The organism is Streptomyces sp. 7R007, assembly GCF_054850255.1.
In genome coordinates this window covers 23,699-49,120 of sequence record NZ_JBTWMV010000012.1, presented here as the reverse complement: position 1 = coordinate 49,120, position 25,422 = coordinate 23,699, and the positions used below count along the sequence as shown (strand labels likewise).

At 72.0% G+C, this 25,422-nt stretch carries 23 protein-coding genes; 10 read left to right on the top strand and 13 right to left on the bottom strand.

Annotation, left to right across the window (positions count from 1 at the left end):
* The first annotated feature begins 1 nt into the window (after position 1).
* Positions 2-1,180 (top strand): dipeptidase, encoded by a 1,179-nt coding sequence (locus tag ACYF6T_RS17820; protein WP_461697549.1) that lies wholly within the window; start codon positions 2-4, stop codon positions 1,178-1,180.
* On the opposite strand, the gene ACYF6T_RS17815 is transcribed toward ACYF6T_RS17820, so the two are convergent.
* Entirely contained in the window at positions 1,129-2,256 is a 1,128-nt protein-coding gene (locus ACYF6T_RS17815) for an alkene reductase (RefSeq protein WP_461697547.1), read from the bottom strand. The two genes, ACYF6T_RS17820 and ACYF6T_RS17815, sit on opposite strands and share 52 nt — an antisense overlap.
* Before the next feature lie 53 nt (positions 2,257-2,309).
* Between ACYF6T_RS17815 and ACYF6T_RS17810 the strand changes: the two genes are divergently transcribed.
* Together ACYF6T_RS17810 and ACYF6T_RS17805 are read left to right on the top strand one after the other, a co-directional pair.
* Positions 2,310-2,669, top strand: a complete 360-nt coding sequence (locus ACYF6T_RS17810; protein WP_461697545.1) for a MerR family transcriptional regulator — start codon at positions 2,310-2,312, stop codon at positions 2,667-2,669.
* A gap of 155 nt (positions 2,670-2,824) precedes the next feature.
* The gene (locus tag ACYF6T_RS17805) at positions 2,825-3,943 is read left to right on the top strand and encodes a dipeptidase (protein WP_461697543.1); all 1,119 of its coding nucleotides are present in this window, start codon (positions 2,825-2,827) and stop codon (positions 3,941-3,943) included.
* Between the two features lies 1 nt (position 3,944).
* On the opposite strand, the gene ACYF6T_RS17800 is transcribed toward ACYF6T_RS17805, so the two are convergent.
* Together ACYF6T_RS17800 and ACYF6T_RS17795 are read right to left on the bottom strand one after the other, a co-directional pair.
* Positions 3,945-4,334 (bottom strand): VOC family protein, encoded by a 390-nt coding sequence (locus tag ACYF6T_RS17800; protein WP_461697542.1) that lies wholly within the window; start codon positions 4,332-4,334, stop codon positions 3,945-3,947.
* Between the two features lie 25 nt (positions 4,335-4,359).
* Positions 4,360-4,719, bottom strand: a complete 360-nt coding sequence (locus ACYF6T_RS17795; RefSeq protein WP_461697540.1) for a VOC family protein — start codon at positions 4,717-4,719, stop codon at positions 4,360-4,362.
* A 121-nt stretch (positions 4,720-4,840) separates the two neighbouring features.
* On the opposite strand from ACYF6T_RS17795, the gene ACYF6T_RS17790 reads away from it, so the two are divergent.
* Positions 4,841-5,347 carry a CGNR zinc finger domain-containing protein gene (locus tag ACYF6T_RS17790; RefSeq protein ID WP_461697539.1) on the top strand — a complete coding sequence of 169 codons (507 nt, stop codon included), beginning with the start codon at positions 4,841-4,843 and terminating at the stop codon, positions 5,345-5,347.
* Positions 5,348-5,432: 85 nt separating this feature from the next.
* Here ACYF6T_RS17790 and ACYF6T_RS17785 read toward each other — a convergent pair whose 3' ends face one another.
* Positions 5,433-6,776, bottom strand: a complete 1,344-nt coding sequence (locus ACYF6T_RS17785; RefSeq protein ID WP_461697537.1) for a UDP-glucose dehydrogenase family protein — start codon at positions 6,774-6,776, stop codon at positions 5,433-5,435.
* A 173-nt stretch (positions 6,777-6,949) separates the two neighbouring features.
* Here ACYF6T_RS17785 and ACYF6T_RS17780 point away from each other — a divergent pair, with 173 nt between their 5' ends.
* A complete protein-coding gene (locus ACYF6T_RS17780; protein ID WP_461697536.1) occupies positions 6,950-8,107 on the top strand; it encodes an acyl-CoA dehydrogenase in 1,158 nt (385 codons plus the stop codon).
* 62 nt (positions 8,108-8,169) lie between these two features.
* On the opposite strand, the gene ACYF6T_RS17775 is transcribed toward ACYF6T_RS17780, so the two are convergent.
* Positions 8,170-8,727, bottom strand: a complete 558-nt coding sequence (locus tag ACYF6T_RS17775) for an acyl-CoA thioesterase (RefSeq protein ID WP_461697534.1) — start codon at positions 8,725-8,727, stop codon at positions 8,170-8,172.
* Positions 8,728-8,846: 119 nt separating this feature from the next.
* Here ACYF6T_RS17775 and ACYF6T_RS17770 point away from each other — a divergent pair, with 119 nt between their 5' ends.
* Both ACYF6T_RS17770 and ACYF6T_RS17765 read left to right on the top strand, forming a co-directional pair.
* Complete coding sequence (locus tag ACYF6T_RS17770) at positions 8,847-10,145, top strand: LCP family protein (protein ID WP_461697533.1); 1,299 nt, start codon at positions 8,847-8,849, stop codon at positions 10,143-10,145.
* A complete protein-coding gene (locus tag ACYF6T_RS17765) occupies positions 10,138-10,770 on the top strand; it encodes an HAD family hydrolase (protein WP_461697531.1) in 633 nt (210 codons plus the stop codon). Before ACYF6T_RS17770 ends, ACYF6T_RS17765 begins: the two co-directional genes overlap by 8 nt.
* 33 nt (positions 10,771-10,803) lie before the next feature.
* Here the strand turns inward: ACYF6T_RS17765 and ACYF6T_RS17760 are convergent, their stop codons facing one another.
* Positions 10,804-11,166 carry a four-helix bundle copper-binding protein gene (locus ACYF6T_RS17760; RefSeq protein ID WP_461697529.1) on the bottom strand — a complete coding sequence of 121 codons (363 nt, stop codon included), beginning with the start codon at positions 11,164-11,166 and terminating at the stop codon, positions 10,804-10,806.
* A 172-nt stretch (positions 11,167-11,338) separates the two neighbouring features.
* On the bottom strand, positions 11,339-12,799 hold the full coding sequence (locus ACYF6T_RS17755) for an LCP family protein (protein WP_461697528.1): 1,461 nt from the start codon (positions 12,797-12,799) through the stop codon (positions 11,339-11,341).
* 116 nt (positions 12,800-12,915) lie between these two features.
* Here ACYF6T_RS17755 and ACYF6T_RS17750 point away from each other — a divergent pair, with 116 nt between their 5' ends.
* Entirely contained in the window at positions 12,916-13,944 is a 1,029-nt protein-coding gene (locus tag ACYF6T_RS17750; protein WP_461697526.1) for a glycosyltransferase family 2 protein, read from the top strand.
* 28 nt (positions 13,945-13,972) lie between these two features.
* On the opposite strand, the gene ACYF6T_RS17745 is transcribed toward ACYF6T_RS17750, so the two are convergent.
* The 5 genes from ACYF6T_RS17745 to ACYF6T_RS17725 all read right to left on the bottom strand — a co-directional run bounded on the left by ACYF6T_RS17745 (position 13,973) and on the right by ACYF6T_RS17725 (position 21,447).
* Entirely contained in the window at positions 13,973-15,535 is a 1,563-nt protein-coding gene (locus ACYF6T_RS17745) for an LCP family protein (RefSeq protein WP_461697805.1), read from the bottom strand.
* 201 nt (positions 15,536-15,736) lie between these two features.
* Positions 15,737-17,335, bottom strand: a complete 1,599-nt coding sequence (locus tag ACYF6T_RS17740) for an LCP family protein (RefSeq protein ID WP_461697524.1) — start codon at positions 17,333-17,335, stop codon at positions 15,737-15,739.
* 148 nt (positions 17,336-17,483) lie between these two features.
* A complete protein-coding gene (locus ACYF6T_RS17735) occupies positions 17,484-19,226 on the bottom strand; it encodes an LCP family protein (protein WP_461697522.1) in 1,743 nt (580 codons plus the stop codon).
* Positions 19,227-19,450: 224 nt separating this feature from the next.
* Positions 19,451-20,587 (bottom strand): LCP family protein, encoded by a 1,137-nt coding sequence (locus ACYF6T_RS17730; RefSeq protein WP_461697520.1) that lies wholly within the window; start codon positions 20,585-20,587, stop codon positions 19,451-19,453.
* Between the two features lie 110 nt (positions 20,588-20,697).
* Positions 20,698-21,447 (bottom strand): TIGR03089 family protein, encoded by a 750-nt coding sequence (locus ACYF6T_RS17725; protein WP_461697518.1) that lies wholly within the window; start codon positions 21,445-21,447, stop codon positions 20,698-20,700.
* A gap of 128 nt (positions 21,448-21,575) precedes the next feature.
* Between ACYF6T_RS17725 and ACYF6T_RS17720 the strand changes: the two genes are divergently transcribed.
* Both ACYF6T_RS17720 and manB read left to right on the top strand, forming a co-directional pair.
* On the top strand, positions 21,576-23,000 hold the full coding sequence (locus ACYF6T_RS17720) for a peptidoglycan recognition protein family protein (protein WP_461697517.1): 1,425 nt from the start codon (positions 21,576-21,578) through the stop codon (positions 22,998-23,000).
* A gap of 132 nt (positions 23,001-23,132) precedes the next feature.
* The gene (gene manB, locus ACYF6T_RS17715) at positions 23,133-24,215 is read left to right on the top strand and encodes a mannose-1-phosphate guanylyltransferase (protein ID WP_461697515.1); all 1,083 of its coding nucleotides are present in this window, start codon (positions 23,133-23,135) and stop codon (positions 24,213-24,215) included.
* 146 nt (positions 24,216-24,361) lie between these two features.
* Here the strand turns inward: manB and ACYF6T_RS17710 are convergent, their stop codons facing one another.
* The gene (locus ACYF6T_RS17710; protein WP_461697514.1) at positions 24,362-25,366 is read right to left on the bottom strand and encodes a DNA-3-methyladenine glycosylase family protein; all 1,005 of its coding nucleotides are present in this window, start codon (positions 25,364-25,366) and stop codon (positions 24,362-24,364) included.
* Positions 25,367-25,422: the final 56 nt, after the last annotated feature.

Sequence of the window (25,422 nt, the reverse complement as noted above, 5' to 3'; positions counted from 1 at the left end):
GATGGCCTCGCTCGACGACGCCCGTGACCTCCTGCGCGAGTTCCCGGTCGTCGACGGTCACAACGACCTGCCGTGGGCGCTGCGCGAGCAGGCCCGCTACGACCTCGACGCCCTGGACATCGCCGCCCACCAGAGCGCCCGCCTGCACACCGACCTGCCGCGGCTGCGCGCGGGCGGGGTCGGCGCCCAGTACTGGTCGGTGTACGTCCCCGCGGACCTGCCCGACCCGGTGCCGGCGACGCTGGAGCAGATCGACTGCGTACGGCAGCTGCTGGCCCGCTACCCGGCGGACCTGGCGCCCGCGCGGACGGCCGCCGACCTGGAGGCGGCGCGGCGGGACGGCCGTATCGCCTCCCTCATGGGCGCCGAGGGCGGCCACTCCATCGCCAACTCGCTCGGCACCCTGCGCGGCCTGTACGCGCTCGGCGTCCGCTACATGACGCTCACCCACAACGACAACGTGGACTGGGCGGACTCGGCGACGGACGTGCCGAAGGCCGGGGGCCTGACCGCGTTCGGCCGCGAGGTGGTGCGGGAGATGAACCGCCTGGGCATGCTCGTCGACCTCTCGCACGTGGCCGCGACGACCATGCGGGACGCGCTGGACGCCACCAGCGCCCCGGTGATCTTCTCCCACTCCTCGGCCCGCGCCGTGTGCGACCACCCCCGCAACATCCCGGACGACGTCCTCGAACGCCTGCCGGCCAACGGCGGCGTGGCGATGGTGACGTTCGTGCCGAAGTTCGTGCTCCAGGCGGCGGTGGACTGGACGGCGGCGGCCGACGAGAACCTGCGCGCCCACGGTTTCCATCCCCTCGACACCAGCCCCGAGGCGATGAGGCTGCACCGCGCCTTCGAGGAGCGCACCCCGCGCCCGGTCGCCACCGTCTCGACGGTCGCCGACCACCTCGACCACATGCGGGAGGCGGCCGGCATCGACCACCTGGGCATCGGCGGCGACTACGACGGCACCGCCTTCACCCCCGACGGTCTCGACGACGTCTCCGGCTACCCGAACCTGGTCGCCGAGCTCCTCGACCGCGGCTGGTCGCGGGCCGACCTCGCCAAGCTGACCTGGCAGAACGCGGTGCGCGTGCTGGGCGCGGCGGAGGACGTGGCGCGCGGGCTTCAGGCGACGCGCTCGCCGTCCAACGCCACGATCGACTCGCTCGACGGCTGAGCCGTCCGGTCGTCCAGGGCGGGGTAGTCGGTGTAGCCGTCCGCCCCGCCCACGTACATCAGGTACCGCTCGCGCACGGGGTTCAGCGGGGCGCCCCGCCGCAGCCGCTCCACCAGGTCCGCGTTGGCGAGGAACGGCCGCCCCAGTGCGACCAGGTCCGCGCCGGCGGCCAGCATGTCCTCGGCGGCCCGGGTGACGGCCCCGGTGGTGAGGCCGGGCAGGACCGGGTTGCCGATCAGGGTGCCGGGCCAGTCGGCGCGGATGCGCCGGTACCACTCGGCGGCCGGGTCGGCGTGCACCAGGTGCAGGTAGGCGAGGCCCAGGTCCTTGAGGCGGGCCACCAGCGCGGCGTAGAGGGCGTCGGTGTCGGTCTCCTCGATGCCGTTGACCGTGCCGCCGGGGGAGATCCGCACGCCCACCCGGTCGGCGCCGATCGCGTCGGCCACCTCGACCGTGAACCGCACCCGCCGCTCGGGCGGCCCGCCGTACCCGTCCGTCCTGCGGTTGGTGTTGCCCGCCAGGAACTGGTGCAGCAGATGCCCGTTCGCCGAGTGCACCTCGACCCCCTCGAACCCGGCGGCGACGGCCCGGCGGGCGGCCGCGGCGAAGTCGGCGGCGGTGGCGCGGATGTCGTCGGCGGTCATCTCCCGCGGCACGACGGCCGGCCGGTGCCCGTGCGGGGTGAAGATCGTCTCCGGCAGGGCGACGGGGGAGGGCGCGACGGGGTGCAGCCCGGTGGTCGCCGGGTGACTGACCCGTCCGCCGTGCTGGAGTTGCAGGAACATCCGTCCGCCGGCCGCCCGCACCGCCTCGGTGACCCGCCGCCAGCCCTCGACGTGCCGGTCGGTGTGGATCGCGGTGATGTTCGGGTACGTCTGCCCGACCGCGTTCGGCGTCGAGGCCTCGCCGATGATCAGACCGGCGGAGGCGCGCTGGGCGTAGTGCGTGGCCATGAGCGGGGTGGGGGTGCCGTCGGCCTCCGCGCGGTTGCGGGTGAGCGGGGCCATGACCAGGTGGTGGGGGAGCGCGAGCCGGCCGAGTCGGGCCGGAGCCAGGAAGTCCGGTGTCGTCGTCATGGCCGTAAGCTAGAACCTGACACTGATGTCAGGTTCAAGTCCTGGGGGTGGGCATGCGGATCGGCGAACTCGCCCGGCGCACCGGCGTCAGTGAACGGTCGCTGCGGTACTACGAGACCCAGGGGCTGCTCGCCGCCGGGCGCACGTCCGGCGGGCACCGGGACTACCCGGAGGCCGCCGTCGACCGGGTCATCCGCATCCAGGAACTGTTCGCGGCCGGCCTGCACAGCAGCCGTATCGCCCAACTGCTGCCCTGCATGCGGGACGCCGACGGGGGACCCTCGGCCATCGCCACGCCGAAGCTGGTCGCCGACCTGACGGCGGAACGCGACCGCATCGACCGCATGATCGCCGATCTGGTGCGCTCCCGGGAGACCCTCGACGAGGTCATCGAGTCCGCCCGCGATCGCTGAACCGGCCGACCCCCGAACGCCCCACCCACCAGGAAGCCCTCCCGGCTCCGTGCGACGGTGACCGTAGGCCCTGTCGGCACCTCCCCGTCCGCTGCCCGGCGACCCCTGACGACAGGACCTCCCCTTCGGGACGACCACGACGTACGGAGCCCGCCATGGCAGACCTCCAGGACGAACTGCACCCGACGGCCGAGGTCGGCGCGCTCGACGCCCTGCCCGACCCCTTCGGCGCCGCCGGGCCGTACACCCCCGTCTCCGACCCGGACACCGCCCCGCTGGAGCGCGCCCACGCCATCCTCGCCGCCCACCCGGTCGCCGACGGCTACAGCGGGCTGCCCTGGGCCCTTCGGCACCTGCCCTGGTACGACCTGGAGCTCGGGGAGAGCGCGGTCGCCACGGACGTGCCGCGGCTGCGCGAGGGCCACGTCGGCGCGCTGTTCTGGTCGCTGCACCTGCCCGAGGGGCTGGCCGGGGACCGGGCGGTGGGGGCGACGCTGGAGCAGCTGGACCTGGTCAAGACCGTGGCCCACGCCCACCCGGAGGGCCTGCGGCTGACCTGCACCGCCGGTCAGGTCACCGACGCCCGCAACTGCGGTCGCGTCGCCGTCCTGCTCGGCCCGGCCACCGCCGCCGCCCTGGGCGACTCCCTCGGCATCCTGCGCTCCCTGCACGCCCTGGGCCTGCGCGTCCTGACGCTGTCCGGCGCCGGCTGGGCGAGCGAGGCGGGGCTGACCCGGTTCGGTGAGGAGGTGGTCCGCGAGATGAACCGGCTCGGCGTCCTCGCCGACCTCTCCGGCGCCTCCGAGGACACCATCCGCCGGGCCTTCGCGGTCTCCAAGGCGCCGGTCCTGTTCACCCGCTCGGCCGCCCGCGCCCTGCGCCCCCACCCGGCCAACCTCCCCGACGGGCTGCTGGCCGAGCTGGGCGAGGCCAGGGGCCTGTGCATGGTGCCGCTCACCGCCGAGCAGACCGGCCCGAACGTCCGGGACGTGGCCGACCACCTCGACCGCGTGCGCGAGCTCGCGGGCCCGGAGTGCGTCGCCCTGTCGGGCACCTACGACTCCGGGGCCGCCCACCCCCAGGACCTCGCCGACGCCTCCTGCTACCCGCACCTCATCGCGGAGCTGCTGCGCCGCGACTGGGCGGAGGCCGACATCGCCCTGCTCACCTGGGGCAACGTCCAGCGCGTGCTGCGCGGCGCCGACTTCACCGCCCGCGCGGCCCAGCAGCGCCGGGAGGCCTCGACGGCGACCATCGCCGAACTGGACGGGTGAGCTACGCCTGCTCGATCCGGCACAGGCAGAACGGATGCCCCGCCGGATCGGCGTACACCTGGAAGTCCTTCTTCTCCCGGTCCTCCAGGTCCAGCGGACGGGCCCCCAGCGCCAGCACCTTCTCGTGCGCCGCGTCCAGCTCCTCCCACGTCGAACCCGCGTCGAAGTCGAGGTGGAACTGCTGGGAGTTGCGGTCCGCGCGCGGCCACTCCGGTGGGGTGAACCCGGGCGCCCGCTGGAAGGCGAGCCGTGGGCCGTCCGGGACCTGGAGCACGACCCAGTCGTCGTCCTCGGCCCGCGGGGTGCCGCCGGCCACCCGGGCGTAGAAATCGGCGAGCGCGTGCGGGTCGGGGCAGTCGATCACGACGGAGCGGTATCGGGCCACGGGCATGGCACCCTCCTGTTCTTGCGGACGCTCAGCAGGCGCAGAGGCAGAACGGGTGCCCCGCGGGGTCGGCGTACACACGCCAGGTGCGCGAGCGGTCGTCGGCGTCCAGCGGCTTCGCGCCGAGCGCCAGCACGCCCTTCTCGGCCGCGTCCAGGTCCTCGACGGTCAGGTCCAGATGGAACTGCTGCGAGTGGTCGGGCGCGGGCCACGCGGGCGGTACGAAACCGGGGGCGGCCTGGAAGGCGAGCGCCCGGCCGTCGGACGTGGTCAGGTCCGCCCAGTCGCCGTCCACCTCGACGGTGCCGCCCAGCACCTCGGCGTAGAACCCGGCGAGCGCGCGGGGGTCGGGACAGTCCAGGACGACGGCGCCGAGCTTGGCGAGAGCCATGACTTCCTCCTGTGGTGGCGAGAGCTGTTACCTGTAGCTGCGGTCAACCAGTAACGGTTACTGCATGCTGCCCCATTGGAGGTAACGTCGCAAGGGGAATCGCGGAAGGTAGCGTGCAGCCATGAGCGAGAGATCGGCCGCCCCGGGGAGCCTGGCCCTGGTCGAGTCCCTGGTGAACACCCTGGACATCGAGTCCGGAGCCGACGCGCTCGACACGGCCGACGGCCGCGCGCCCTTCGGGCTCACCGAGGCCGAGGTCCCGGCGGCCCGCGAACTGCGCGAGTCACTGCGCGCCGCGCTGCTCGCCCACGCCGGCCACCCGCCGCACGCCCCCGTCACGCCGCTGGACGAGCTGCTGGCCGGCGCGCCCCTGCGGGTGCGCGTCGACCCGGCGGACGGCTCGGCCGCCCTCGCCCCCGCCGACGCCCGCCCTCTCGCCTCCCGGGTCGCCGCCGCCGTCGCCCAGGCCCTGGTGGACGGCACCTGGACGCGGCTGAAGGCCTGCGAGGCCGACACCTGCCACTGGGCGTACTACGACCGCAGCCCCGCCGGACGCGGCCGCTGGTGCTCGATGCAGGTGTGCGGGGCCCGGGCGAAGATGCGGCGCTACCGGGCGAAGGGGCCGTGAGCCGGCGACCGGTGGTGCAGAATGCAACAAGACGCCGGTTCGGCCGACTGAGCCTCGGCCGAACCGGCGTCGTCCGTCCGGTGTGTCAGGCGGTGGGCCGGCCCATCGCCCGGTACGTCCAGCCCGCCTTGCGCCACAGGACCGGGTCCAGGGCGTTGCGGCCGTCGAGGACCACGCGGGCCGCCGCGACCTCGCCGAGCGCCGCCGGGTCCAGTTCGCGGAACTCGCGCCACTCCGTCAGGTGCAGGACGACGTCGGCGCCGCGCACCGCGTCGAGCGCCGTGTCGGCGTAGCCGAGCGTCGGGAAGACTTTGCGGGCGTTGGCCATGCCCTTCGGGTCGTACACGGTCACCTGGCCGCCCTGGAGGTGGATCTGCCCGGCGACGTTGAGCGCGGGGGAGTCGCGCACGTCGTCGGAGTCGGGCTTGAAGGTGGCGCCGAGCACCGCGACCCGCTTGCCCAGGAAGGGCCCGCCGCCCAGCGCCTGCCGGGCCAGCTCCACCATCTGCCCGCGCTGGCGCATGTTGATGGAGTCGATCTCGCGCAGGAACGTCAGCGCCTGGTCGGCGCCCAGCTCGCCGGCGCGCGCCATGAACGCCCGGATGTCCTTGGGCAGACAGCCGCCGCCGAAGCCGATGCCGGCCCGCAGGAACTTCCTGCCGATCCGGTCGTCGTGGCCGATGGCCTCCGCCAGCTTGGCCACGTCGCCGCCCGCGGCCTCGCACACCTCCGCCATCGCGTTGATGAACGAGATCTTGGTGGCGAGGAAGGAGTTCGCGGACGTCTTGACCAGCTCGGCGGTCGGGAAGTCGGTGACGATGAACGGCGTGCCCTCGGCGAGCGGCGTCGCGTACACCTCGCGCAGCAGCTTCTCCGCCCGCTCGCTGCGCACGCCGGCCACGATCCGGTCGGGACGCAGGGTGTCCTGGACGGCGAACCCCTCCCGCAGGAACTCCGGGTTCCAGGCGAGCTCGGCGTCCTCGCCCGCCGGCGCGTTCTCGGCGAGGTAGGCGGCGAGCCGGTCCGCGGTGCCGACCGGCACGGTGGACTTGCCGACGACGAGCGCGGGCCGCCGCAGGTGCGGGGCCAGCGACCGGACCGCCGACTCGACGTAGGACATGTCGGCCGCGTACTCCCCGTGCCGCTGCGGCGTGTTCACGCACACGAAGTGCACGTCGCCGAAGTCCGCCACCTCCGCGAAGTCCATGGTGAACCGCAGCCGCCCGCTCGACCCCTCGATCCCGGCGACGTGCCGGCGCAGCAGCTCATCGAGCCCCGGCTCGTACATCGGGACCTCGCCCCGCTGGAGCATCTCGATCTTCTCGGGGACGACGTCGAGGCCCAGCACCTCGAACCCCAGCTCGGCCATGGCCGCGGCGTGCGTGGCGCCGAGATAACCGGTGCCGATCACGGTGATCTTGAGGGCCATGGGGTGCTCCAGAAGGGGTCGGACGGGGGAGGACGTTGATCCGGAGCCGAGCATAGCCGGGCCCCTCGACGGGCAGGGTTTCCCGCTGTCACCAAGCTCACGTATCACTGGCGTGGGCAGACCCCTAAAATTTGAGTTACTTAACGGTAATTAGCGTTGGAGCGTGAGACACCTTGGCCGGATCGGCTGACTTCGACCTGTACCGCCCGTCCGAGGAGCACGACATGCTCCGCGACGCCATCCGTTCGCTGGCCGAGGCGAAGATCGCGCCGTACGCCGCCGCGGTGGACGAGGAGGCCCGCTTCCCGCAGGAGGCCCTGGACGCCCTCGTCGCGAACGACCTGCACGCCGTGCACGTGCCCGAGGAGTACGGCGGCGCGGGCGCCGACGCCCTCGCCACGGTCATCGTGATCGAGGAGGTGGCCCGCGTCTGCGTCTCCTCCTCCCTGATCCCGGCGGTCAACAAGCTGGGCTCGCTCCCGGTGATCCTCTCCGGCTCCGAGGAGCTGAAGAAGAAGTACATGACCCCGCTCGCCAAGGGCGACGCGATGTTCTCGTACTGCCTCTCCGAGCCGGACGCCGGCTCGGACGCGGCCGGCATGAAGACCAGGGCGGTCCGCGACGGCGACCACTGGGTCCTCAACGGCGTCAAGCGCTGGATCACCAACGCGGGCGTCTCCGAGTACTACACGGTCATGGCGGTCACCGACCCCGCCAAGCGCTCCAAGGGCATCTCGGCGTTCGTGGTGGAGAAGTCCGACGAGGGCGTCTCCTTCGGCGCCCCCGAGAAGAAGCTCGGCATCAAGGGCTCCCCGACCCGCGAGGTCTACCTCGACAACGTCCGCATCCCCGCCGACCGCATGATCGGCGAAGAGGGCACCGGCTTCGCCACGGCGATGAAGACCCTGGACCACACCCGCATCACCATCGCGGCCCAGGCGCTCGGCGTCGCGCAGGGCGCCCTCGACTACGCCAAGGGCTACGTCCAGGAGCGCAAGCAGTTCGGCAAGCCGATCGCCGACTTCCAGGGCATCCAGTTCATGCTCGCCGACATGGCCATGAAGATCTCGGCCGCCCGCGCCCTCACCTACCAGGCCGCGGCGGCCTCCGAGCGCGGCGACGCCGACCTGACCTTCCAGGGCGCGGCGGCCAAGTGCTTCGCCTCGGACGTGGCGATGGAGGTCACCACGGACGCTGTCCAGCTCCTCGGCGGCTACGGCTACACCCGTGACTACCCGGTGGAGCGCATGATGCGCGACGCGAAGATCACGCAGATCTACGAGGGCACCAACCAGGTCCAGCGCATCGTCATGGCGCGCAACCTGCCGTAACCCGGCCCGCCCTCGCCCGGCGCTCGCGGCCCCCGGTCCTTCTCCGGCCGGGGGCCGCGAGCTCAGTCCTCGAACCCCTCCGCCGCCCGCTTCCTGCGCAGCTCCATGATCGCCCGGCGGCGGGCCAGGCGGTGGGTGCGGCGGATCTGGGCCTCCTGGCAGCGGCGCTTGTCCTGCTCCGTCTCGGGGATCACCGGCGGCACCGCGCGGGGCTTGCCGTCGGCGTCGACGGCCGCGAAGACCAGGTAGGCGGAGCCGACGTGGGTCGGCGGGGCCGACTCGTTCCAGCGCTCGGCCAGGACCCGGACGCCGACCTCCATGGAGGTGCGGCCGGTCCAGTTGACCTGCGCCTTGACGTGGACCAGGTCGCCGACGCGGACCGGCTCCAGAAACGCCATCTCGTCCATGGACGCGGTGACCGCGGGCCCGCCGCTGTGCCGGCCGGCCACGGCGCCCGCCGCGTCGTCGACCAGCTTCATGATCACACCGCCGTGCACCGTGCCCAGCAGGTTGGTGTCGTTGTGGGTCATGATGTGGCTGAGGGTGGTGCGGGACGCCGAGGTGGGCTTGCCCGGGATCTCCGGAGTGTCCGCATCCACGGCGGGGGCCTGATCTGTCATGGCCTCCACCTTATGCCGACCGGACATCGGCGGACTTTGTGTTGGGTTCGCAACAGCCGTGCCCTGATTTTTCTACGACCCTTGTAAGAGACACAGTCGGTCCCTGCACACTGGGCCCCATGAATGATTGGCCCGAGGGATGGTCCGACGAGGACCGCAGCCGGTACGGACGCGGCAGCGCGAGCGCACAGCCCGAAGGCGCCCGCGTGATGCGGCAGGTCCGGCGCGGACCGTCCGGTGGCGGGTACCCGCCCGCGCAGCCGCAGTACGGGGGCGGGGTGCCCCCGCAGCAGCCGTCGTACGTCGACGGCCAGGGCCACGACGGCTACGACAGCGGCTACAACACCGGCCAGGTCTACGGCGGTGGCGGCCGGCGCGGCGGCGGCTTCGTGCCCAACGACAACGACGCCGACCCGGAGCTCCAGCGCTACCGGCCGCGCCCGAACTGGCGCCGGCGGATCAAGTGGACGGCGATCACCGTCGTGAGCGTGCTGGTCGTGACGTCGGTGGCCACCTACTTCTGGGCCGACTCCAAGCTGCACCGGGACGTCGACCTGTCCACGGTCATCGACCGGCCCGCCGCGGGCGACGGCACCAACTACCTGATCGTCGGCTCCGACAGCCGCGCCGGCCTGTCCGACGCGCAGAAGAAGGAGCTGCACACCGGCTCCGCCGAGGGCAAGCGCACCGACTCGATGATGATCCTGCACGTCGGCGACAACGGCGACACGCTGATCTCCCTGCCCCGCGACTCGAACGTGACGATCCCGACGTACAAGGGCTCCACCTCCGGCAAGACCTACCAGGGCACCGGCCGGCAGACCAAGCTGAACGCGGCCTACGCCGAGGACGGGCCGACGCTGCTGGTGCGCACGGTCGAGTACAACATGGGCCTGCACATCGACCACTACGTGGAGATCGGCTTCGCCGGCTTCGCCAACATCGTGGACGCGGTCGGCGGTGTCACCATCGACATCGACAAGGGCTTCAAGGACAAGTACTCGGGCGCCGACTTCAAGGCCGGCAAGCAGAAGCTGAACGGCGAGCAGGCGCTGGCCTTCGTCCGCACCCGGCACGCCTTCGCCGCCTCCGACCTGCAGCGCACCAAGAACCAGCAGAAGTTCCTCTCCGCCCTCGCCCACCAGGTCGCCACCCCGTCGACCGTCCTCAACCCCTTCAAGCTGTACCCGACGATGAGCGCGGGCCTGGACTCCCTCACCGTCGACAAGGACATGAGCCTGTGGGACCTGGCCTCCATGTTCTGGGCGATGAAGGGCGTCAGCGGCGGCGACGGCACCTCGATGAACATGCCCATCTCCGGCTCCACCGGCGGCAACCTCGTCTGGGACAAGGCGAAGGTGAAGACGCTGGTGAACGAGCTCAACAACGACGAGAAGGTCACGGTGTCGGGTGACTGACCCCAGCAACGGCAGACCGCCCTTCGGGGCGGTTCTGTGTGACGTCGACAATGTGATCCGGTCCTTCGACTCCTCCCGCCTGGAGGCGCTGGAGCGCGTCGCGGGGATCGCCGAGGGCACCACCAGGAAGGTGGCGTTCGCGCCGGAGGCGGCCGCGCCGCTGGTGCGGGGCGAGCTCACCTCCCAGGAGTGGGCGGAGGCGATCGCGGAGGGCCTCGCCGGACTGGTGGCCGAGCCGCAGACGGCGTTCGACCTGGCCCGCGCGCTGCTGGAGTCGCCCTTCCACGCCGACGACGAGGTGACGGCCCTGCTCCGGCGCGCCCGGGTGCGGGTGCCGCTGGTGCTCGTCTCCAACGCGACCCTGGAGCTGGAGTCCGACCTCGACTCCCTCGGCCTCGGCGACCTCGCCGACCACGTCGTCAACAGCGCCCGGGTGGGCCTGGCCAAGCCGGACCCGCGCATCTTCCGGCTGGCGGCGGACCTGGCGGGCGTACGTCCCGAGCGGTGCCTGTTCGTCGACGACAACGAGGAGAACGTGGCCGCGGCGGCCGGGCTCGGCATGCGGGCGGTGCACTTCCGCGGGCCGGCGGATCTCCAGCGGGCGCTGGAGCCGCTGTTCGGGTGAGCGCCGGCCCGCGACGGCGCGGTCGGACGCTCGTCACATGGTGGCGCCCGCCATCGCCCGGCAGGTCTCCGCACAGCGGCGACACGCCTCCGCGCAGCGCATCATCTGCGCGTCGTCCGGCATGGACATACACGCCTCGGCGCACATGTCGCAGGCCCTGGCGCACAGCGCGCACATCTCGGCCGCCATCGGCGAGCGGCGCATCATCATGTCGGCGCACATGCGGGTCATCTCGGAGCAGTCGATGAGCGCGCGCATGATCTGCATCTGGGCCTGACCGCCCATCTGCATGCAGGAGCTCATGGTCTCCTCGCACATGCTGTGGCAGGACATGCAGGCCTCGACGCAGTCCTGCATCTGCTTGCTCATGGCGCTCGCGGGTCCGGTCTGGGTCATGGCTCCTCCAGGGGAAGGTCAGGGGCCCGGGACAGGCCCCGTGCCCCTCCGTCCTACGCCCGCCCGGCACCGGGCGCCATCGGACGGACGCCAACAATCCGCACCGAATACCCACACATCTCGCGGCTCGGGGTCATTCGCACGTCACGAGCGGTACGTCACGAGCGACCCGTCACGAGCACAGCACCTGGTCGCCCGTCACCACGGCCGACTGGTTCGGCGGCTCCTCCGCCCGCACCTTGCGCACGTCCCGGAAGTCGGCGCCCGCGATCACCTTCAGCGTCGGCCCCAGCCCCTTCACCGGCCGCAGCTCGCTGCCGGGCAGGGCGGCGGCGAGCGAGCGGGCGGAGCGGTCCCAGCGGGGGTCGTAGGCGACGACCGTGCGCTGCACGGAGCGGTCGGGGGCGTTCGCCGGCTGCCGGGTGGTCTGGAAGCCCGTGGCCGCCAGCGCCGCGTCCACCCGCCGGCCCAGGCCCGCCATCGCCGTGCCGTTCTCCACCTGGACGCGGATCTGCTGCGGGGGCACCTCCACCGTGACCGCCTTGGGGCGCGGCCGGTGCACGGTGAGCGGCCTGTCGTCGCGCAGATTGGCGAAGAGGCGGTCGGCCCGGGCGGTGTCCCACTTCAGGGTCGAGCCGACGCCCTTGACCATGAAGCCCATCCGGCCGATGGGGACGGTGGTGAACTCCGAGGAGGAGGGGGAGAAGTTCCGCATCGCCCGGCCGAGGTCCAGCAGCTCGTCGGTGCCGAAGCCCTTGTCGGCCCGGACCGAGCCCAGCACGGCCCGGGTCACGTCCCGGAACTTCATCGGGTTGAGCAGGATGCCGGAGGAGGTGGCCCGCTCGACGAGGGCGGCCAGGAAGCGCTGCTGGCGTTTCATGCGACCCAGGTCGGAGGCGCCGTCGACGTGGCGGGCGCGGACGTACTGCAGGGCCTGGCCGCCCATCAGGGTGTGGGTGCCGGCGGGCAGGTCCAGGCCGGTGTAGGTGTCCTTCAGGGGCGCGGCGGTGCAGATCCTCACCCCGCCCAGCACGTCGACCGTCTTCATGAAGCTGGTGAAGTCGACCTCCAGGTAGTGGTCGATCTTCACGTGGGTCATGTTCTCGACCGTGCGCACGGTCAGGTGGGGGCCGCCCTCCGCGTACGCCGCGTTGAGCTTGACCGGGTGGGTGCCCTTGCCGTCGGCGTTCGGCACCTCGGCGTAGGAGTCGCGCGGCAGGCTGACCACGCTGGCCCGCTCCCGGTCCTCCGAGATGTGCACGATCATGATCGTGTCGGTGCAGTGGCAGGGCGCCCCGCCCAGGTGGAAGCGGTGCCGCTCCTGCTCGGTGATCTGGTCGCGGCCGTCCGTGCCGACCAGCAGGACGTTCGTGCCGTGGCCCGCGCGGGGGCGGTTCTTCATGTCCTTGAAGGGGTCGACCCGGGCGATGTCCGCGTCGAGGCTGGTGACCACCGCGTGCCCGATGCCGGCCGAGGCGAGGACGACGACGGACAGCGTCGTCACCGCCCGCATGGCCCAGCGCGGCCGTTTCGGCCGGACGGGGGGCCGGGGGCCGCGCTGCTGCGGGGTGCGGGGCGGCTGGGTGCGGCGCTGCGGACGGGCGGGTGCGGCGGACCGAGGCGGCGTGGGCAAGGGGACACCTCCGGGCGACGGCCGTACGTGGGATCCGTGAGCACCGTAGGTCGATACGATCTACCGCCCTCGGCGGCGCGCAACCGTGTCCCCCGTTCGCGGTAACGTAACGGGCGATGAACGCCAACCCCGACGTGCGGCCTCCCGCCGTTTCTGTGATCATGCCCGTCCTCGACGAGGAGCGGCATCTGCGCGGAGCCGTCCAAGCGATCCTCGCGCAGGAGTACGCCGGCGAGATGGAGGTCGTGATCGCCCTCGGTCCGTCCACGGACCGCACGGACGAGATCGCCGCCGAGCTCGTCCGGGAAGACCCGCGCGTACACACCGTCCCGAACCCGACCGGCCGCACCCCCGCCGCCCTCAACGCGGCGATCAAGGCCTCCCGCCATCCCATCGTCGTCCGCGTCGACGGCCACGGCATGCTCTCGCCGAACTACATCGCCACCGCCGTACGGCTGCTGGAGGAGACCGGCGCGATGAACGTCGGCGGCATCATGCACGCCGAGGGCGAGAACGACTGGGAGCACGCCGTCGCGGCGGCGATGACCTCGAAGATCGGCGTGGGCAACGCCGCCTTCCACACCGGCGGCGAGGCGGGGCCCGCCGAGACGGTCTACCTCGGCGTCTTCCGCCGCGAGGCCCTGGAGCAACAGGGCGGATACAACGAGGAGTTCATCCGCGCCCAGGACTGGGAGCTGAACTTCCGCATCCGCGAGGCCGGCGGGCTGATCTGGTTCTCGCCGGAGCTGCGGGTGTCGTACCGGCCGCGGCCGAGCGTGAAGGCGCTGGCCAAGCAGTACAAGGACTACGGCCGTTGGCGGCACGTCGTCGCCCGCTACCACGAGGGCTCCATCAACCTGCGCTACCTCGCCCCGCCGACGGCGCTGTGCGCCATCGCGGCCGGCGTCGTGGTGGGCGCGCTGCTGACGCCGTGGGGCTTCGTGGTTCCCGGCGGCTACCTGGCGGCCATCGCCCTCGGCTCGATCCCGGCCGGCAAGGGGCTGCCGCTGAAGGCGCGGCTGCAGATCCCGGTGGCCCTCGCCACCATGCACATGTGCTGGGGCTGGGGCTTCCTGACCAGCCCGAAGTCCCTCGCCAGGCGGGTCATCGCCTCCCGGCGCCCGGCGGTGCTCAGCTCGCGCTGAGTACCGGCCGGCCGCCGCGCGACCCGGACTACCAGGTGTAGTCCGGGTCGACGTGCATGCACGCCGTGGTGTCGGCGCCGTTCAGGGCGTTCGCCGAGGCCGGGGTCGTGTCGTCGTCGTCCGCCGCCTGGTACGCCGTCCCCGAGCGCCAGTCCGCGCCGACGACCAGCGTGACGCCGTTGACGTCCGTCGACTTCTCCACCTGGGCGGTGGGGATGCCGAGGGCCTTGGCCACGCGCTTCGCGTCGCCCTGGAGGTCGGCGCTGGGGTAGCGGACGACCGTCGTGTCCTCGGTCAGGATCGTCGAGGCGTCCGCGACGGCCTGCGTGAAGCCCTTGCCGACGAGCAGCTTGGCGACGGCGGTGGCCCGGCCGGTGACGGCGAGCTGCGAGCTGCTCCTGGTGCCGTTCTGCACCTGCACGGCGATCTGGTCGTCGGCGGCGGCCGGGTCCGCGGAGGCGGTGGCCGACGCGGACTTCTTCTTCTTGTCCTTGCCGTCCAGCGCGATGTCCTCGCGCACCAGCCGGAACAGCTTCGCCGCGTCGGTGGGCTTGGGCAGCACCCGGTTGCCGTCGGAGGAGTACACCCACGGCATCGTCGTCATGGTGATGCGCTTGGTGGGGACCTTCTTCAGCTGCTTGCTCAGGTCGTAGAGCTTGGTCACGGTGCCCAGGCCGTCGTCCACCGTCAGCGCCTTGGTGGCCGTCTCGGCCAGCTTCAGCATCTTGTCGGGGTTGGAGAGCGTGGCGTTGGCGCGCAGCTGGCGGACCATCGAGTTCATGTACATGTGCTGGGCCTTGGTGCGCGCGATGTCGCTGCCGTCCTCGAAGCCGTAGCGCGTGCGCAGCCACTGCAGCGCCTGCTTGCCCTTGACGGACGTGGTGCCCTTCTTCAGCTTCAGGCCCGAGCCGTGGCCGGAGGAGGTGTGCGAGTAGATGTTGGCGTCCACGCACACCGGGACGCCGCCGATGGCGTCCGCCATGGACACCACCCCGGAGAAGTCGACCATCATGAAGTGGTCGATGTGGATGTCGGTGAGCTTCTCCCAGGTCGCCACCGTGCAGCCGGGGCCGCCGCGCTCCAGCGAGGCGTTGGTCATGGTGGAGGTGGAGGCTGCGTACTTCTTGCCGGTGTCGGGGTCCGTGCACGCGGGGATGTCGACCAGGGTGTCGCGCGGCATGCTGACGACCGACATGTTGGTCCGGTCCGCGGACACGTGCACCAGCATCTGGACGTCCGCGCGCGGGGCGGTGTTGTAGGTGCTCTTCGCGCCGCCGAGCTTCTGGTTCTCCTCGGAGTCGCGCGCGTCGGAGCCGATCAGCAGGATGTTCAGCGGGGTCTGCCCGGCCGCGTTCGCCTTCGACGCCGCGGCCCGGTCCTTGGCGTCCCCGATGTTGAGGTCGTCCTTCTTGAGGTTGCCGTTAAGGTGCCGGTAGTACAGGTAGCCCGCGCCGGCGGTCCCGAGTATCAGCACCGCCAGCACCAGCGCCGTCCAGCGCAGGGCCCGCCGTCTGCGGCGTCTGCGCTCGTCCGGACCGCGTCCGCCCCGCCCGCCGCCGCTCCCCGGCCCCCGCTGCGGCGTCAGCGGCATCGTCTCCTCGACCGCCGGCACCTCTCCGGGCACACTGATCTGCGCCACCTTCACGCCTCCCCACCCTGCCCCCGCCGTTACCGCGTCCGCAGGGTCGGGAACGACTCCTCGGACCTGAGCGAGCCTCATCATCGGGCAGCTCGTTAAGAACCGTATAAGAGTTTGCTGTGGGACTGTTTCGCCCAGGTCAACCGGGGTCCGCTACCAGCGGTAGGGGGCGTACACGTCCATGCACTGGCCGGTGTCCGAGCCGTTGATGGCGTCGGAGCCCGCGGGCAGGTCCCCGGCCGACGGCACGGACTGCTTCGGGTACGTCGTCCCGGTGCGCCAGTCGGATCCCACGACGACCGTGACCCCGGAGACGTCCGTGGACCGCTTCACGGCACTCGGCGGAATGCCCAGTGCCTTGGCGACGGCCTGCGCGTCCCCTTCCAGATCGGCGCTCGGATACCGTACGACCGTCTTGTCCTCGGACAGCGTGGCGCTGCCGTCGGGCACGGCCCTGGAGTAGCCCTTCTCGACGAGGAGCTCGCTCACCGCGCCGGCCCGGTGCGGGGTCGCGGCCTCGGTGGAGGTGCGGGTGGCGTTCTGCACCAGCACGCCGAGCGCGCCCGCGTCGACGGAGGGCGCCCGGGCCGGGGTGCTCGTGGTCTTCTTCTTCCCCGCGCCCTGCTTGCCGTTCTTGTCGAAGGACACGTCGTCGCGGAGCATCCCCCAGACCTTCTCCGCGTTGGCGCCGTCCGGCACGACGTGGTCCTTGTTCTGCGGGTCCTCGACGTTGGGCATGGTGATGCTGGTGACCCGGTCCGTGGGCACCGCCTTGAGCTGCATGCCCAGGTCGTAGAGCTTCTTGACGGTGCCGATCTCCTCGGAGACCGTCAGCGACTTGGTGGCCGCCTCGGCCAGGTCCATCAGCCGCGGGGTGTCGGTGAAGACGTTCTGCTTCTTCAGCGTCCGGATCATCGAGTTGAGGTACATGTGCTGGGCCCTGGCCCGCATCAGGTCGCTGCCCCAGGCGTGCCGGGTGCGCAGCCACTGCAGGGCCTGCTCGCCCTCGACCTTGTGCGTGCCCGCGGTCAGCTTCAGGCCGGAGCCGCCGGGCACCGCGGCCGTCGGGTGGTCCCACACGTTCTGGTTGACGCAGACCTCGACGCCGCCGATCGCGTCGGCCATCTGCACCACGCCCGCGAAGTCGATCGTCATCCAGTGGTCGATGTAGACGCCGGTGAGCTTCTCCCAGGTGGCCAGGGTGCAGCCGGCGCCGCCGCGGGCCAGCGACTCGTTGATGATGGTGTTGGTCGCCGGGTAGGTCTTCCCGGTGTCGGGGTCGGTGCACTCGGGGATGTCGACCCGGGTGTCGCGCGGGATGCTGACCATCGCGGCGCTCTTGCGGTCCGCGGACAGGTGGATGAGCATCTGCACGTCGCCCCGGGGCGCGCTGCCGCGGTCGTACTTTGCGCCGCCCAGCTTGACGTTCTCGTCGGAGTTACGGCTGTCGGAGCCGATCAGCAGGATGTTCAGCGGGGTCTGCCCGGCCGCGTTCGGCGAGCTCTTGCGCGCCTTGGCGTCGCCGCTGCTGCGCTCGCCCTTGTGGATGTTGTCGTTGAGGTGCTGGTAGTAGAGGTAGCCCGCGCCGGCGGTGCCCAGTATCAGCACCGACAGCACGGTCGCCGACCAGCGCAGCACCCGGCGCCCCCGCCGCCGCGGCGGCCGCCGGCCGCCGTGTCTGCCGCCCTCCGGACGATCGGCCCCCTCGTCGGCCCCCCGGGGCCGTACCCCTTCCAGACTGCTGTGCGCCACTCCCCGTCCTCCCCACCCTCACACCACGAAGCAGATGCGCCCTGCCCCCCTGTTGGACGCACGACGACCATGAAACGTTGGACGCGGGACAGGCGTGAAAAACGGGCCGCCCGCGTCCTGTTAGACGCGGGACGGGCCCCTCAGGTCACTACTTGGCGCACTCGACCTTGTCGGCCGTCGACTTCTGCACCCCCGCTGGGGCGGACCCCGAGGACGAGTTGAACTTGACCCCGGCCCCCTTGAAGTCCTTGCCCAGGGTCAGGGTCATGGTGGGCAGGCCCTGCGAGTTGGTGACGCTCTTGCCCGGCTTCATCTGCGAGCCGGACAGGCCCAGGATGTCCGCCAGCCGGCGGGCCTGGTCGGCCTGGTCGGGCGCGTACTCCAGCGTCGTCTTCGCCTGCGCGGCGTCCGCGTTGCCGGCGTTCTCCGACTTCAGCACGCCCTCGTCGTTCTGCAGGTAGTTCAGCTCGGCCTGGGCGCTGCCGGCGTCCGCGCCGCCGTTGAGGATGCGCACCCGCACTTCCGAGGCGGCGGACTTGGTGCCCTTGAGGCGGGCGGCGACGGCGGCCGCCTCCTTCTGCTTCTGCTTCTTGACCGCGGTGAACGACACGTCGTTCTTGATCATGTCGAAGACCTGGGGCGCCGTCGACTCGTTCAGGACGACGGTCGCCTTCACCTTCTCGGCCGGGTTGTCGACCACCGGCACGGTGGTGAACGTGAGGTTCTTCGGGTTGAGCTTGCCCAGCTCCAGCCCGAGGTCCTTCAGCTTGCCGATGCTGTCGAGGTTGTCGTCGACCGTGAGCGCCTTGGTGGCCGCCTCGGCGACCTTCACCATCTTCGCCGGGTTGGTCAGCGTCGAGTTCGACTTCAGCTTGCGCATGAGTGCGCTGAGGAACTGCTGCTGCAGCGTGATCCGGCTCAGGTCGCCGCCGAAGCCGACCGCGTGCCGGGTGCGCACGAAGGCGAGCGCGGTCTCGCCCTCGATGTGCTGCATGCCCTTCTTCAGGTTCAGGTGCGAGTCGGGGTCGTTGATGTCCTTGCCGAGACACACGTCGACGCCGCCCACCGCCGTGGTCAGCGTCTTGACCGCGTTGAAGTCGGCGACGATGAAGTCGTCCGGCGTGATCCCGGTCAGCTCGGTGACGGTGCGCATGGTGCAGCTGGGCGTACGGTCGTCCTGGCCGAGGCTGGTGTTGAAGCGGACGTTCTCCGTGCCCGCGATGACCTTGGTGGAGCCGTCCTTCTGCGTGGTCGGGCAGTCCGGGACGTCGGTGATCAGGTCACGCGGGATGCTCAGCGCGGTGGCGTTGGAGCGGTCCTTGGAGACGTGCAGCAGGATCGTGGTGTCCGCGTGGCCGACGCTGCCGGCGTCGCCGTACTTCGTGTTGCCCTTGCCGGTGCGCTTGTCGGTGCCGATCAGCAGGATGTTGATCGCCTTGCCCTTGTTGAAGCCACCGGTGCTCGCGCCGTCGTCGGAGACGGACTGGATGTTGTCGTTGAGGTGCTTGATGTACAGGTAGGCACCGCCCGCGGCGGCCACCAGCACGAAGGCCATCGTCCCGCCGGTCCACAGCAGGACCTTCTTCGCCTTGCCCTTCTTCTTCACCGGCCGGCGCCCGCGCCGCCCCGGCAGCGGCTCCTCGGGCGCGCCGCGGCGCCTGCGCGGGGAGGGCACGGTGTCGGGGGTGAGCCGGTCCGGCGCGGCCGTGCGGCTGCGCACCGCGCCGGCAGTGCCGCCCGCCGTGCGGGAGGCGGCTCTGCGGGGGCCGGGGACCGCCGACTGCGGTGCGGAAGGAGTCAGTCGCAGTTCGTATTCGCCGGTGTTCGGATTGAGCACCCACTGGTCGGCGGGGTCGATGTCCTCCGCCCGCCCACGGCCTGTCGCGTCCACGGTCGTCCGAATCCTCCGTCGGGGCGCGGCGCCTTCCCCCCTTCAAGGCGCTCGGGTCTCGGTCTCACAGTGCTCAAGCCTAGGTACGGCCGAGGGCACCGGACGGCTCACACTATCCGGACAGTTCAGTGCCAGGTGCCATCGCCGGCAAATTTGACGCCCAACACTGGTCAATTCGCCCCTTTTTCTCGGACATCAGTACGGTGTTTTGGCGAGTGATTTACCTAACATCGATCCTCCGCGGCCGTATTGCCGCGGAAGGCGGGCGCCGCGGAAGCGTCGTCGGCCGGCACGGATTCGTCGGCCGCCGTCACCGTCACCGGGGCGTCCCTGCGCAGCCGTTCGAAGAGTTTCTGCGCCGCCGGTTCCACCAGTTGGTCGCGATTGGAGTCGTAGACGTACGACTCCCGTGGAACGGTCAGGAATTGCACCCGTTCGGTGGGGATGTCGCGCATTCCGCGCACGAGTTCGTACAGGCCGCGCAGATTCGCCAGATCCGGGTCGGTGGTGAGGGAGGAAGTGGCGGCGTCCAGCACCGGATACAGCTTCACCGGATTCAGCAGTACGTCGTTGCTCCGCACCTTGTTGACGAGCGCCCCCAGGAACCGCTGCTGGCGGTCCATCCGGTCGGTGTCGCTGCCGTCCCCGAGGGACTTGCGGGCCCGTACGTAACCGAGCGCCTGCTCGCCGTCGAGCGTCACGCGCCCCGCGGGCAGGTCCAGCTTGGCGGCCTTGTCGTGGACGGGCTCGCGCAGGCAGATCCGCACCCCGTCGACCGCGTCGACCATCTCCTTGAACCCGTGGAAGTCCACGACGACGTGATGGTCGACGCGGACGTCCGTGAGCTTCTCGACGGTCCGGATGGTGCAGGCGGAACCGCCGATCTGGAAGGCGTGGTTGAACATGGTGAACACCGGCTCGCTGCGGCTGCCGTCCGGGCGCCGGCAGTCGGGCACGTCCACCATCAGGTCGCGGGGCAGGGACACGGCCGTGGCGCTGTGCCGCCCGGCCGACAGGTGCAGCAGGATCGTGGTGTCCGACCGCTCGGTGCCCGAGTCCCGCCCGTAGCGGGCGTTGCCGTCCCCCGCCCGCGAGTCCGACCCGATGAGCAGGATGTTCTGCGCGTCCTTGACGAGCGAGGTGGGCCGCTGCTTCTCGTACCGGGCCAGTTCGGCGGCGGCCGCGTCGTCGGCGGTGATGTTCCCGCTCAGCTTCACGTAGGCGGCCGCGCCGGCGCCGACGGCTCCCAGGACGACGAGGGCCACGGCGGTGCCGCCGCCGCGCACCCACCTGCGCCGGCGCCGTCGCCTGAGCCCCACGCCGCTGGCGGAGGCGCCGCTGCCGTCCACGTGCCGACCCACCCCTCATGGCGTACGAACAGGTGCTGCTGTACGAACAGGTGCTGCTTACGACCATGACGGGAAGGGCGCGGGATGGCGGGCCGGGCTGATCCAAACGGGTGAGCCCCCGCTCACCGCCGTACGACGGTCACCCGCTCACTCTCGATCCGCCTGTCCAGGACCTCCCCCTCCGCGAGGTTCCGGCACAGCACCACCGACCCCCCGGTGGCGAGCGGCCCGTACAGCCCCGCGTTCAGCCCGTCCCACGTGTCGTACGGCAGCCCCGACAGGATGCGGCATCCGGGCCCCGTCAGCCCCAGTCCCGCCGCCTCCGCCCGGGCCCGCTCCACGACCTCCGCGCCGCTGAACTCCCGCCCGGCCACGATCAGCGCGGCCTCCTCGGGGTCCACCGGCGAGAACGGCACGAACCGGTCGCCCTGCCCGGGCACCTCCACGGCGTAGTCGACGAACCCCTCGGGAGCCTGCGGGAACCGCCCGCCGAGCGGCCGGAGCGCGAGCGCGACCCGCTCACCGCGGCAGGCCCGCGCCGCCTCCAGCGTGTCCGGCCCGCTCACCACGACGTCCGCGGCCCCCGCATCCCCGCCCACGTCGGCCACGACCCCCACCGACGAACACGCCAGCAGCCACACCGCCGTCTGCCAGTGCGCGGGCAGCAGCAGGGCCACCCGGTCGCCCGGCGCGGCCGCCAGGTCGCCCTGGAGGAGGTTCGCGGTCTTGGCCACCCAATTGGCGAAGGTCGCCACGGACAGTTCGACGCGCTCGCCGGTGGCGTCGTCGTAGAACGTCACCAAGGGGCGTCCGGGGTCCGCGGCGAGCGCGGAAGTCAGCAGGTCGGCAGGGGTGCGATCACTGGCGTTCACCCGGGACAGCGTACGCGGCGCGGCGCCGCGCACCCCGGCGCGGGGCCACCGGTTCGGCGGAACGGGAGCCGACGGACCGTCAGTTCTCGGATGGACATGTATGTATGACTATGTCCAGTATCCGAAGCATGCGTGGATTCCTTGCTTCCTCGATCGGCGTCACCTGTGCGGCCGCCCTCGCCCTTCCGTCGACTTCGCCCGCCGCCGCGGTGACGATCGCGCCGGCGGCGTCGAGCGGTGCGGGACCCGTGCTGACGCAGGCTCAGCCGGACGGCGTCCCCGGCAGCACCCAGTCCCTGCCCCTCGCCCCGCTCGCCCGCTCCCGCGGCAGCTCCGCGGCCCCCGGCGCCCCCGAACAGGGCCTCGCCCGCCGCGACGTACGGCACTTCTCCCTGGTCGGCGTCGTCTGGGACGACCCGGACACCGCGCTGGAGGGCCGCGTCCAGGTCCGCACCCGCGCCGCCGCCACCGGTGCCTGGTCCGGCTGGCAGGACGTGGAGACGCACAACGACGACGCGCCCGACCCGGGCGCCGCCGAGCGCGTGCCGGGGCATGTGCGCGGCTCCACCGCACCGCTGTGGGTGGGCGACTCGGACGGCGTGGAGGTGCGGGTGCGGGCCGCGGCGGAGCGCCGTACGGAGGACACCGCCCGTGGCCCCCGTACCGTCACCTCCGCTCCCGCGCTCCCCACCGGCCTGCGCCTCGAACTCGTCGACCCCGGCGCCGACCCCCGCACCCGCGAGGCCCTGCCGCCCGCGCTGCACGGCATCCAGGCCGGCGTGCCCAAGGGCACGGAGTCGGCCGAGGCGCTCGCCGCGTCCGCCGCCAACGCCGACCTCGCCCCGCTCGGCGCCACCGAGATCCCCGCCCTCGACCGGGCGGCCACCGTGCGGGAACTGCGGACCCTGGGAAGCGGTGAGCTGACGAAGACTCAGCGGATCAAGCCGTACATCGGGCCGCGCCCGCGGATCATCACCCGGCGCGGCTGGGGCGCCAACGAGAAGCTGCGCGAGAAGGGGTTCGTCTACACGAAGAAGGTGAAGGCGGCCTTCGTGCACCACACGGCCTCCGGCAACGGGTACAAGTGCTCGCAGGCCGACTCCGTCATCCGCGGTATCTACCGCTACCACGTCAAGAGCATGGGCTGGCGCGACATCGGCTACAACTTCCTCGTCGACAAGTGCGGAAACATCTACGAGGGCCGGGCCGGAGGGGTCGCCAAGCCGGTCCTCGGCGCCCACACGCTCGGGTTCAACACCAACAGCATGGGGATCGCGGTCCTCGGCAGCTTCGGCTCCCACAAGCCGCCCGCCGCAGCCCTCAAGGCCATCGCCCGGCTCACGGCCTGGAAGCTCGGCCTGTGGGGCGGCAACCCCCGCGGCAAGACATATCTGAAGTCCGGCGGTGGCAATCTCTACCGCAAGGGCAGGAACGTACGACTGAACGTCATCTCGGGCCACCGCGACGGCTACTCCACGGAGTGCCCGGGCTGGCAGCTCTACCGCAAACTCGGCACGGCCCGCTCGACCGCGGCCCGCTACCAGGGCCGATAGGGCCGGCCGGCGGAACCACCGCCCGTCACCGGGGCGTCGAAGGCGTCGCGCAACCATCTGTACACACGTTCTGCATACACTGACCGGCCGAAAGACAGTTCGGCCGGTCCCGGCAGGAAGCGGAGACGACAGGTGACAGAAGCGATCCTCCTGGTCGGCGGCAAGGGCACGCGGCTGCGCCCGCTCACCGTGCGCACGCCCAAGCCCATGGTCCGCGCCGCCGGGGTCCCCTTCCTCACCCACCAGCTGGCGAGAGCGAGAGCGGCGGGCGTCGAGCACATCGTGCTGGCCACCTCCTACCTCGCCGACGTCTTCGAACCGTACTTCGGCGACGGCTCGTCGCTCGGCCTGCACATCGAGTACGTGACCGAGGAGGAGCCCCTCGGCACCGGCGGCGCGATCCGCAACGTCGCCGCCCGCCTGCACTCCGCCCCCGACGACCCGGTCCTGGTCTTCAACGGCGACATCCTCACCGGCCTCGACATCCGCAGGCTGGTGCGCACCCACGAGACGACGGGCGCCGACGTCACCCTGCACCTGACGAAGGTGACCGACCCCCGCGCCTACGGCCTGGTCCCCACGGACGACACGGGCCGGGTGCTGGCGTTCCTGGAGAAGCCCCAGACGCCCGAGGAGATCGTCACCGACCAGATCAACGCGGGGGCGTACGTCTTCCGCCGCTCCCTCATCGACACCATCCCGGCGGGCCGTCCGGTCTCCGTCGAGCGCGAGACCTTCCCCGGCCTGCTGTCGGCCGGCGCCCACCTCCAGGGCATGGTCGACTCGACGTACTGGCTCGACCTGGGCACACCGGCGGCCTTCGTACGGGGTTCGGCGGACCTCGTCCTCGGCCGCGCCCCCTCCCCGGCGGTCCCCGGCCGCTGCGGCGACCGGCTCGTCCTGCCCACGGCCACGGTCGCCCCCGACGCCAAGCTGACGGACGGCACGGTGGTCGGCGAGGGCGCGTTCGTCGCCGAGGGCGCGCGGGTCTCCGGCTCCACGATCCTGCCGGGCGCCGTCATCGAGCCCGGCGCCGTCGTCACCGACTCCCTCATCGGGACGCGGGCCCGGGTGGGGGAGCGGTCGATCCTCACCGGCACGGTCATTGGGGACGGCGCGGTCATCGGTGCGGACAACGAACTGCGGGACGGCGTGCGGGTGTGGTGCGATGCGCGGATTCCGGCGGGGGCGGTGCGGTTCTCCTCGGACCAGTAGGCGGGTGCGGGGCGGTGGGGGTGTGCGTCTCTGGTGTGGTGGGGTGCGCGTCTCCGGGGGCTGTGCCCCCAAGCCCCCGTCGGCCTTCGGCCTCGTCCTCGAACGCCGGACGGGCCGGAACGGGTTTGACGCCGGATGGGCCGGGTTCAGAGGCGGCCGATGTCGAAGCGGGGCATCTTCGGTGCCCGTCTCGCCGGTGTGTGGCCGCTGAGCAGGATGAACCGGGCCGCCCGGTGCCGCTGGCCCGCGTACGGCTCCAGCAGCTTCAGCATGGCGGCGTCGTCCGCGTCCCGGTCCCCGGCCAGCGCCCAGCCCACGATGCCGGGCAGATGCAGGTCCCCGACGGTCACCGCGTCCGCGGCGCCGTGACTGCGCTGGACCACCTCGGCGGAGGTCCAGGGCCCGATGCCGGGCACCACCTCCAGACGGGCCTGCGCCTTCTCCGGTGACATGCCCACGGCCTCCTCCAGCCGCCCGGCCACCCGGACGGCCCGCAGGATCGTGGCGGCCCGTTTGTTGTCGACGCCGGCCCGGTGCCACTCCCAGGAGGGAACGAGCGCCCAGGTCCGGGGCGCCGGCATCACCCACAGCCGCCCGCCGGCCGCGGGCCCCGGCGCCGGTTCACCGAACTTGCGCACCAGCAGGCGCCACGCCCGGTACGCCTCGTCGGTGGTGACCTTCTGCTCCAGCACCGACGGGATCAACGACTCCAGCACCAGCCCGGTCCGCGTCAGCCGCAACCCCGGCCGGCGGTGCCACGCCGAGGCCACCACCCGGTGCCGGGGCACGAACGCCTCCGGTTCGTCGGCCGCCCCCAGCAGCTGCGGCAACTGCTCCAGCAGCCACTCGGCCCCGGGCCCCCAGGCCTCACCCCGGACGGCACCCCCGCCGGCGCAGACCCGCAGGGTCCCGGGCCCGCAGGGGGTCAGGCTCGCCCGCCACACGGACCCGTCGGGCATGGCCCGGAACGTCGGATCGCCGGGTCCGCGGCGCAGCGGCCCCAGCACCAGCCCGAGATCGAGCGGCCCCTCCGGCACGACGGTCCGCACGCGCGCGGGCGCCGCGGCCTGCCGGGGTATCCCCGCGGGCACGGCGACATGCCCGCCCCGCACGGTCGTGCGAGTGGGCCGCGGAGAAAACCGTCCTGCCACGAAAGACGTCCTTGAGGTCCCTGGGTGTCCTCACGAGGGTAGGCGCAGAAGCACGC

Coding starts and splice junctions, on each gene's coding strand:
- ACYF6T_RS17770 (WP_461697533.1), top strand. CDS start 8,847: ATGAATGATTGGCCCGAGGGATGGTCCGACGAGGACCGCAGCCGGTAC.
- ACYF6T_RS17720 (WP_461697517.1), top strand. CDS start 21,576: ATGCGTGGATTCCTTGCTTCCTCGATCGGCGTCACCTGTGCGGCCGCC.
- ACYF6T_RS17820 (WP_461697549.1), top strand. CDS start 2: ATGGCCTCGCTCGACGACGCCCGTGACCTCCTGCGCGAGTTCCCGGTC.
- ACYF6T_RS17795 (WP_461697540.1), bottom strand. CDS start 4,719: ATGGCTCTCGCCAAGCTCGGCGCCGTCGTCCTGGACTGTCCCGACCCC.
- ACYF6T_RS17815 (WP_461697547.1), bottom strand. CDS start 2,256: ATGACGACGACACCGGACTTCCTGGCTCCGGCCCGACTCGGCCGGCTC.
- ACYF6T_RS17800 (WP_461697542.1), bottom strand. CDS start 4,334: ATGCCCGTGGCCCGATACCGCTCCGTCGTGATCGACTGCCCCGACCCG.
- ACYF6T_RS17805 (WP_461697543.1), top strand. CDS start 2,825: ATGGCAGACCTCCAGGACGAACTGCACCCGACGGCCGAGGTCGGCGCG.
- ACYF6T_RS17745 (WP_461697805.1), bottom strand. CDS start 15,535: ATGCCGCTGACGCCGCAGCGGGGGCCGGGGAGCGGCGGCGGGCGGGGC.
- ACYF6T_RS17775 (WP_461697534.1), bottom strand. CDS start 8,727: ATGACAGATCAGGCCCCCGCCGTGGATGCGGACACTCCGGAGATCCCG.
- ACYF6T_RS17760 (WP_461697529.1), bottom strand. CDS start 11,166: ATGACCCAGACCGGACCCGCGAGCGCCATGAGCAAGCAGATGCAGGAC.
- ACYF6T_RS17810 (WP_461697545.1), top strand. CDS start 2,310: ATGCGGATCGGCGAACTCGCCCGGCGCACCGGCGTCAGTGAACGGTCG.
- ACYF6T_RS17750 (WP_461697526.1), top strand. CDS start 12,916: ATGAACGCCAACCCCGACGTGCGGCCTCCCGCCGTTTCTGTGATCATG.
- ACYF6T_RS17790 (WP_461697539.1), top strand. CDS start 4,841: ATGAGCGAGAGATCGGCCGCCCCGGGGAGCCTGGCCCTGGTCGAGTCC.
- ACYF6T_RS17785 (WP_461697537.1), bottom strand. CDS start 6,776: ATGGCCCTCAAGATCACCGTGATCGGCACCGGTTATCTCGGCGCCACG.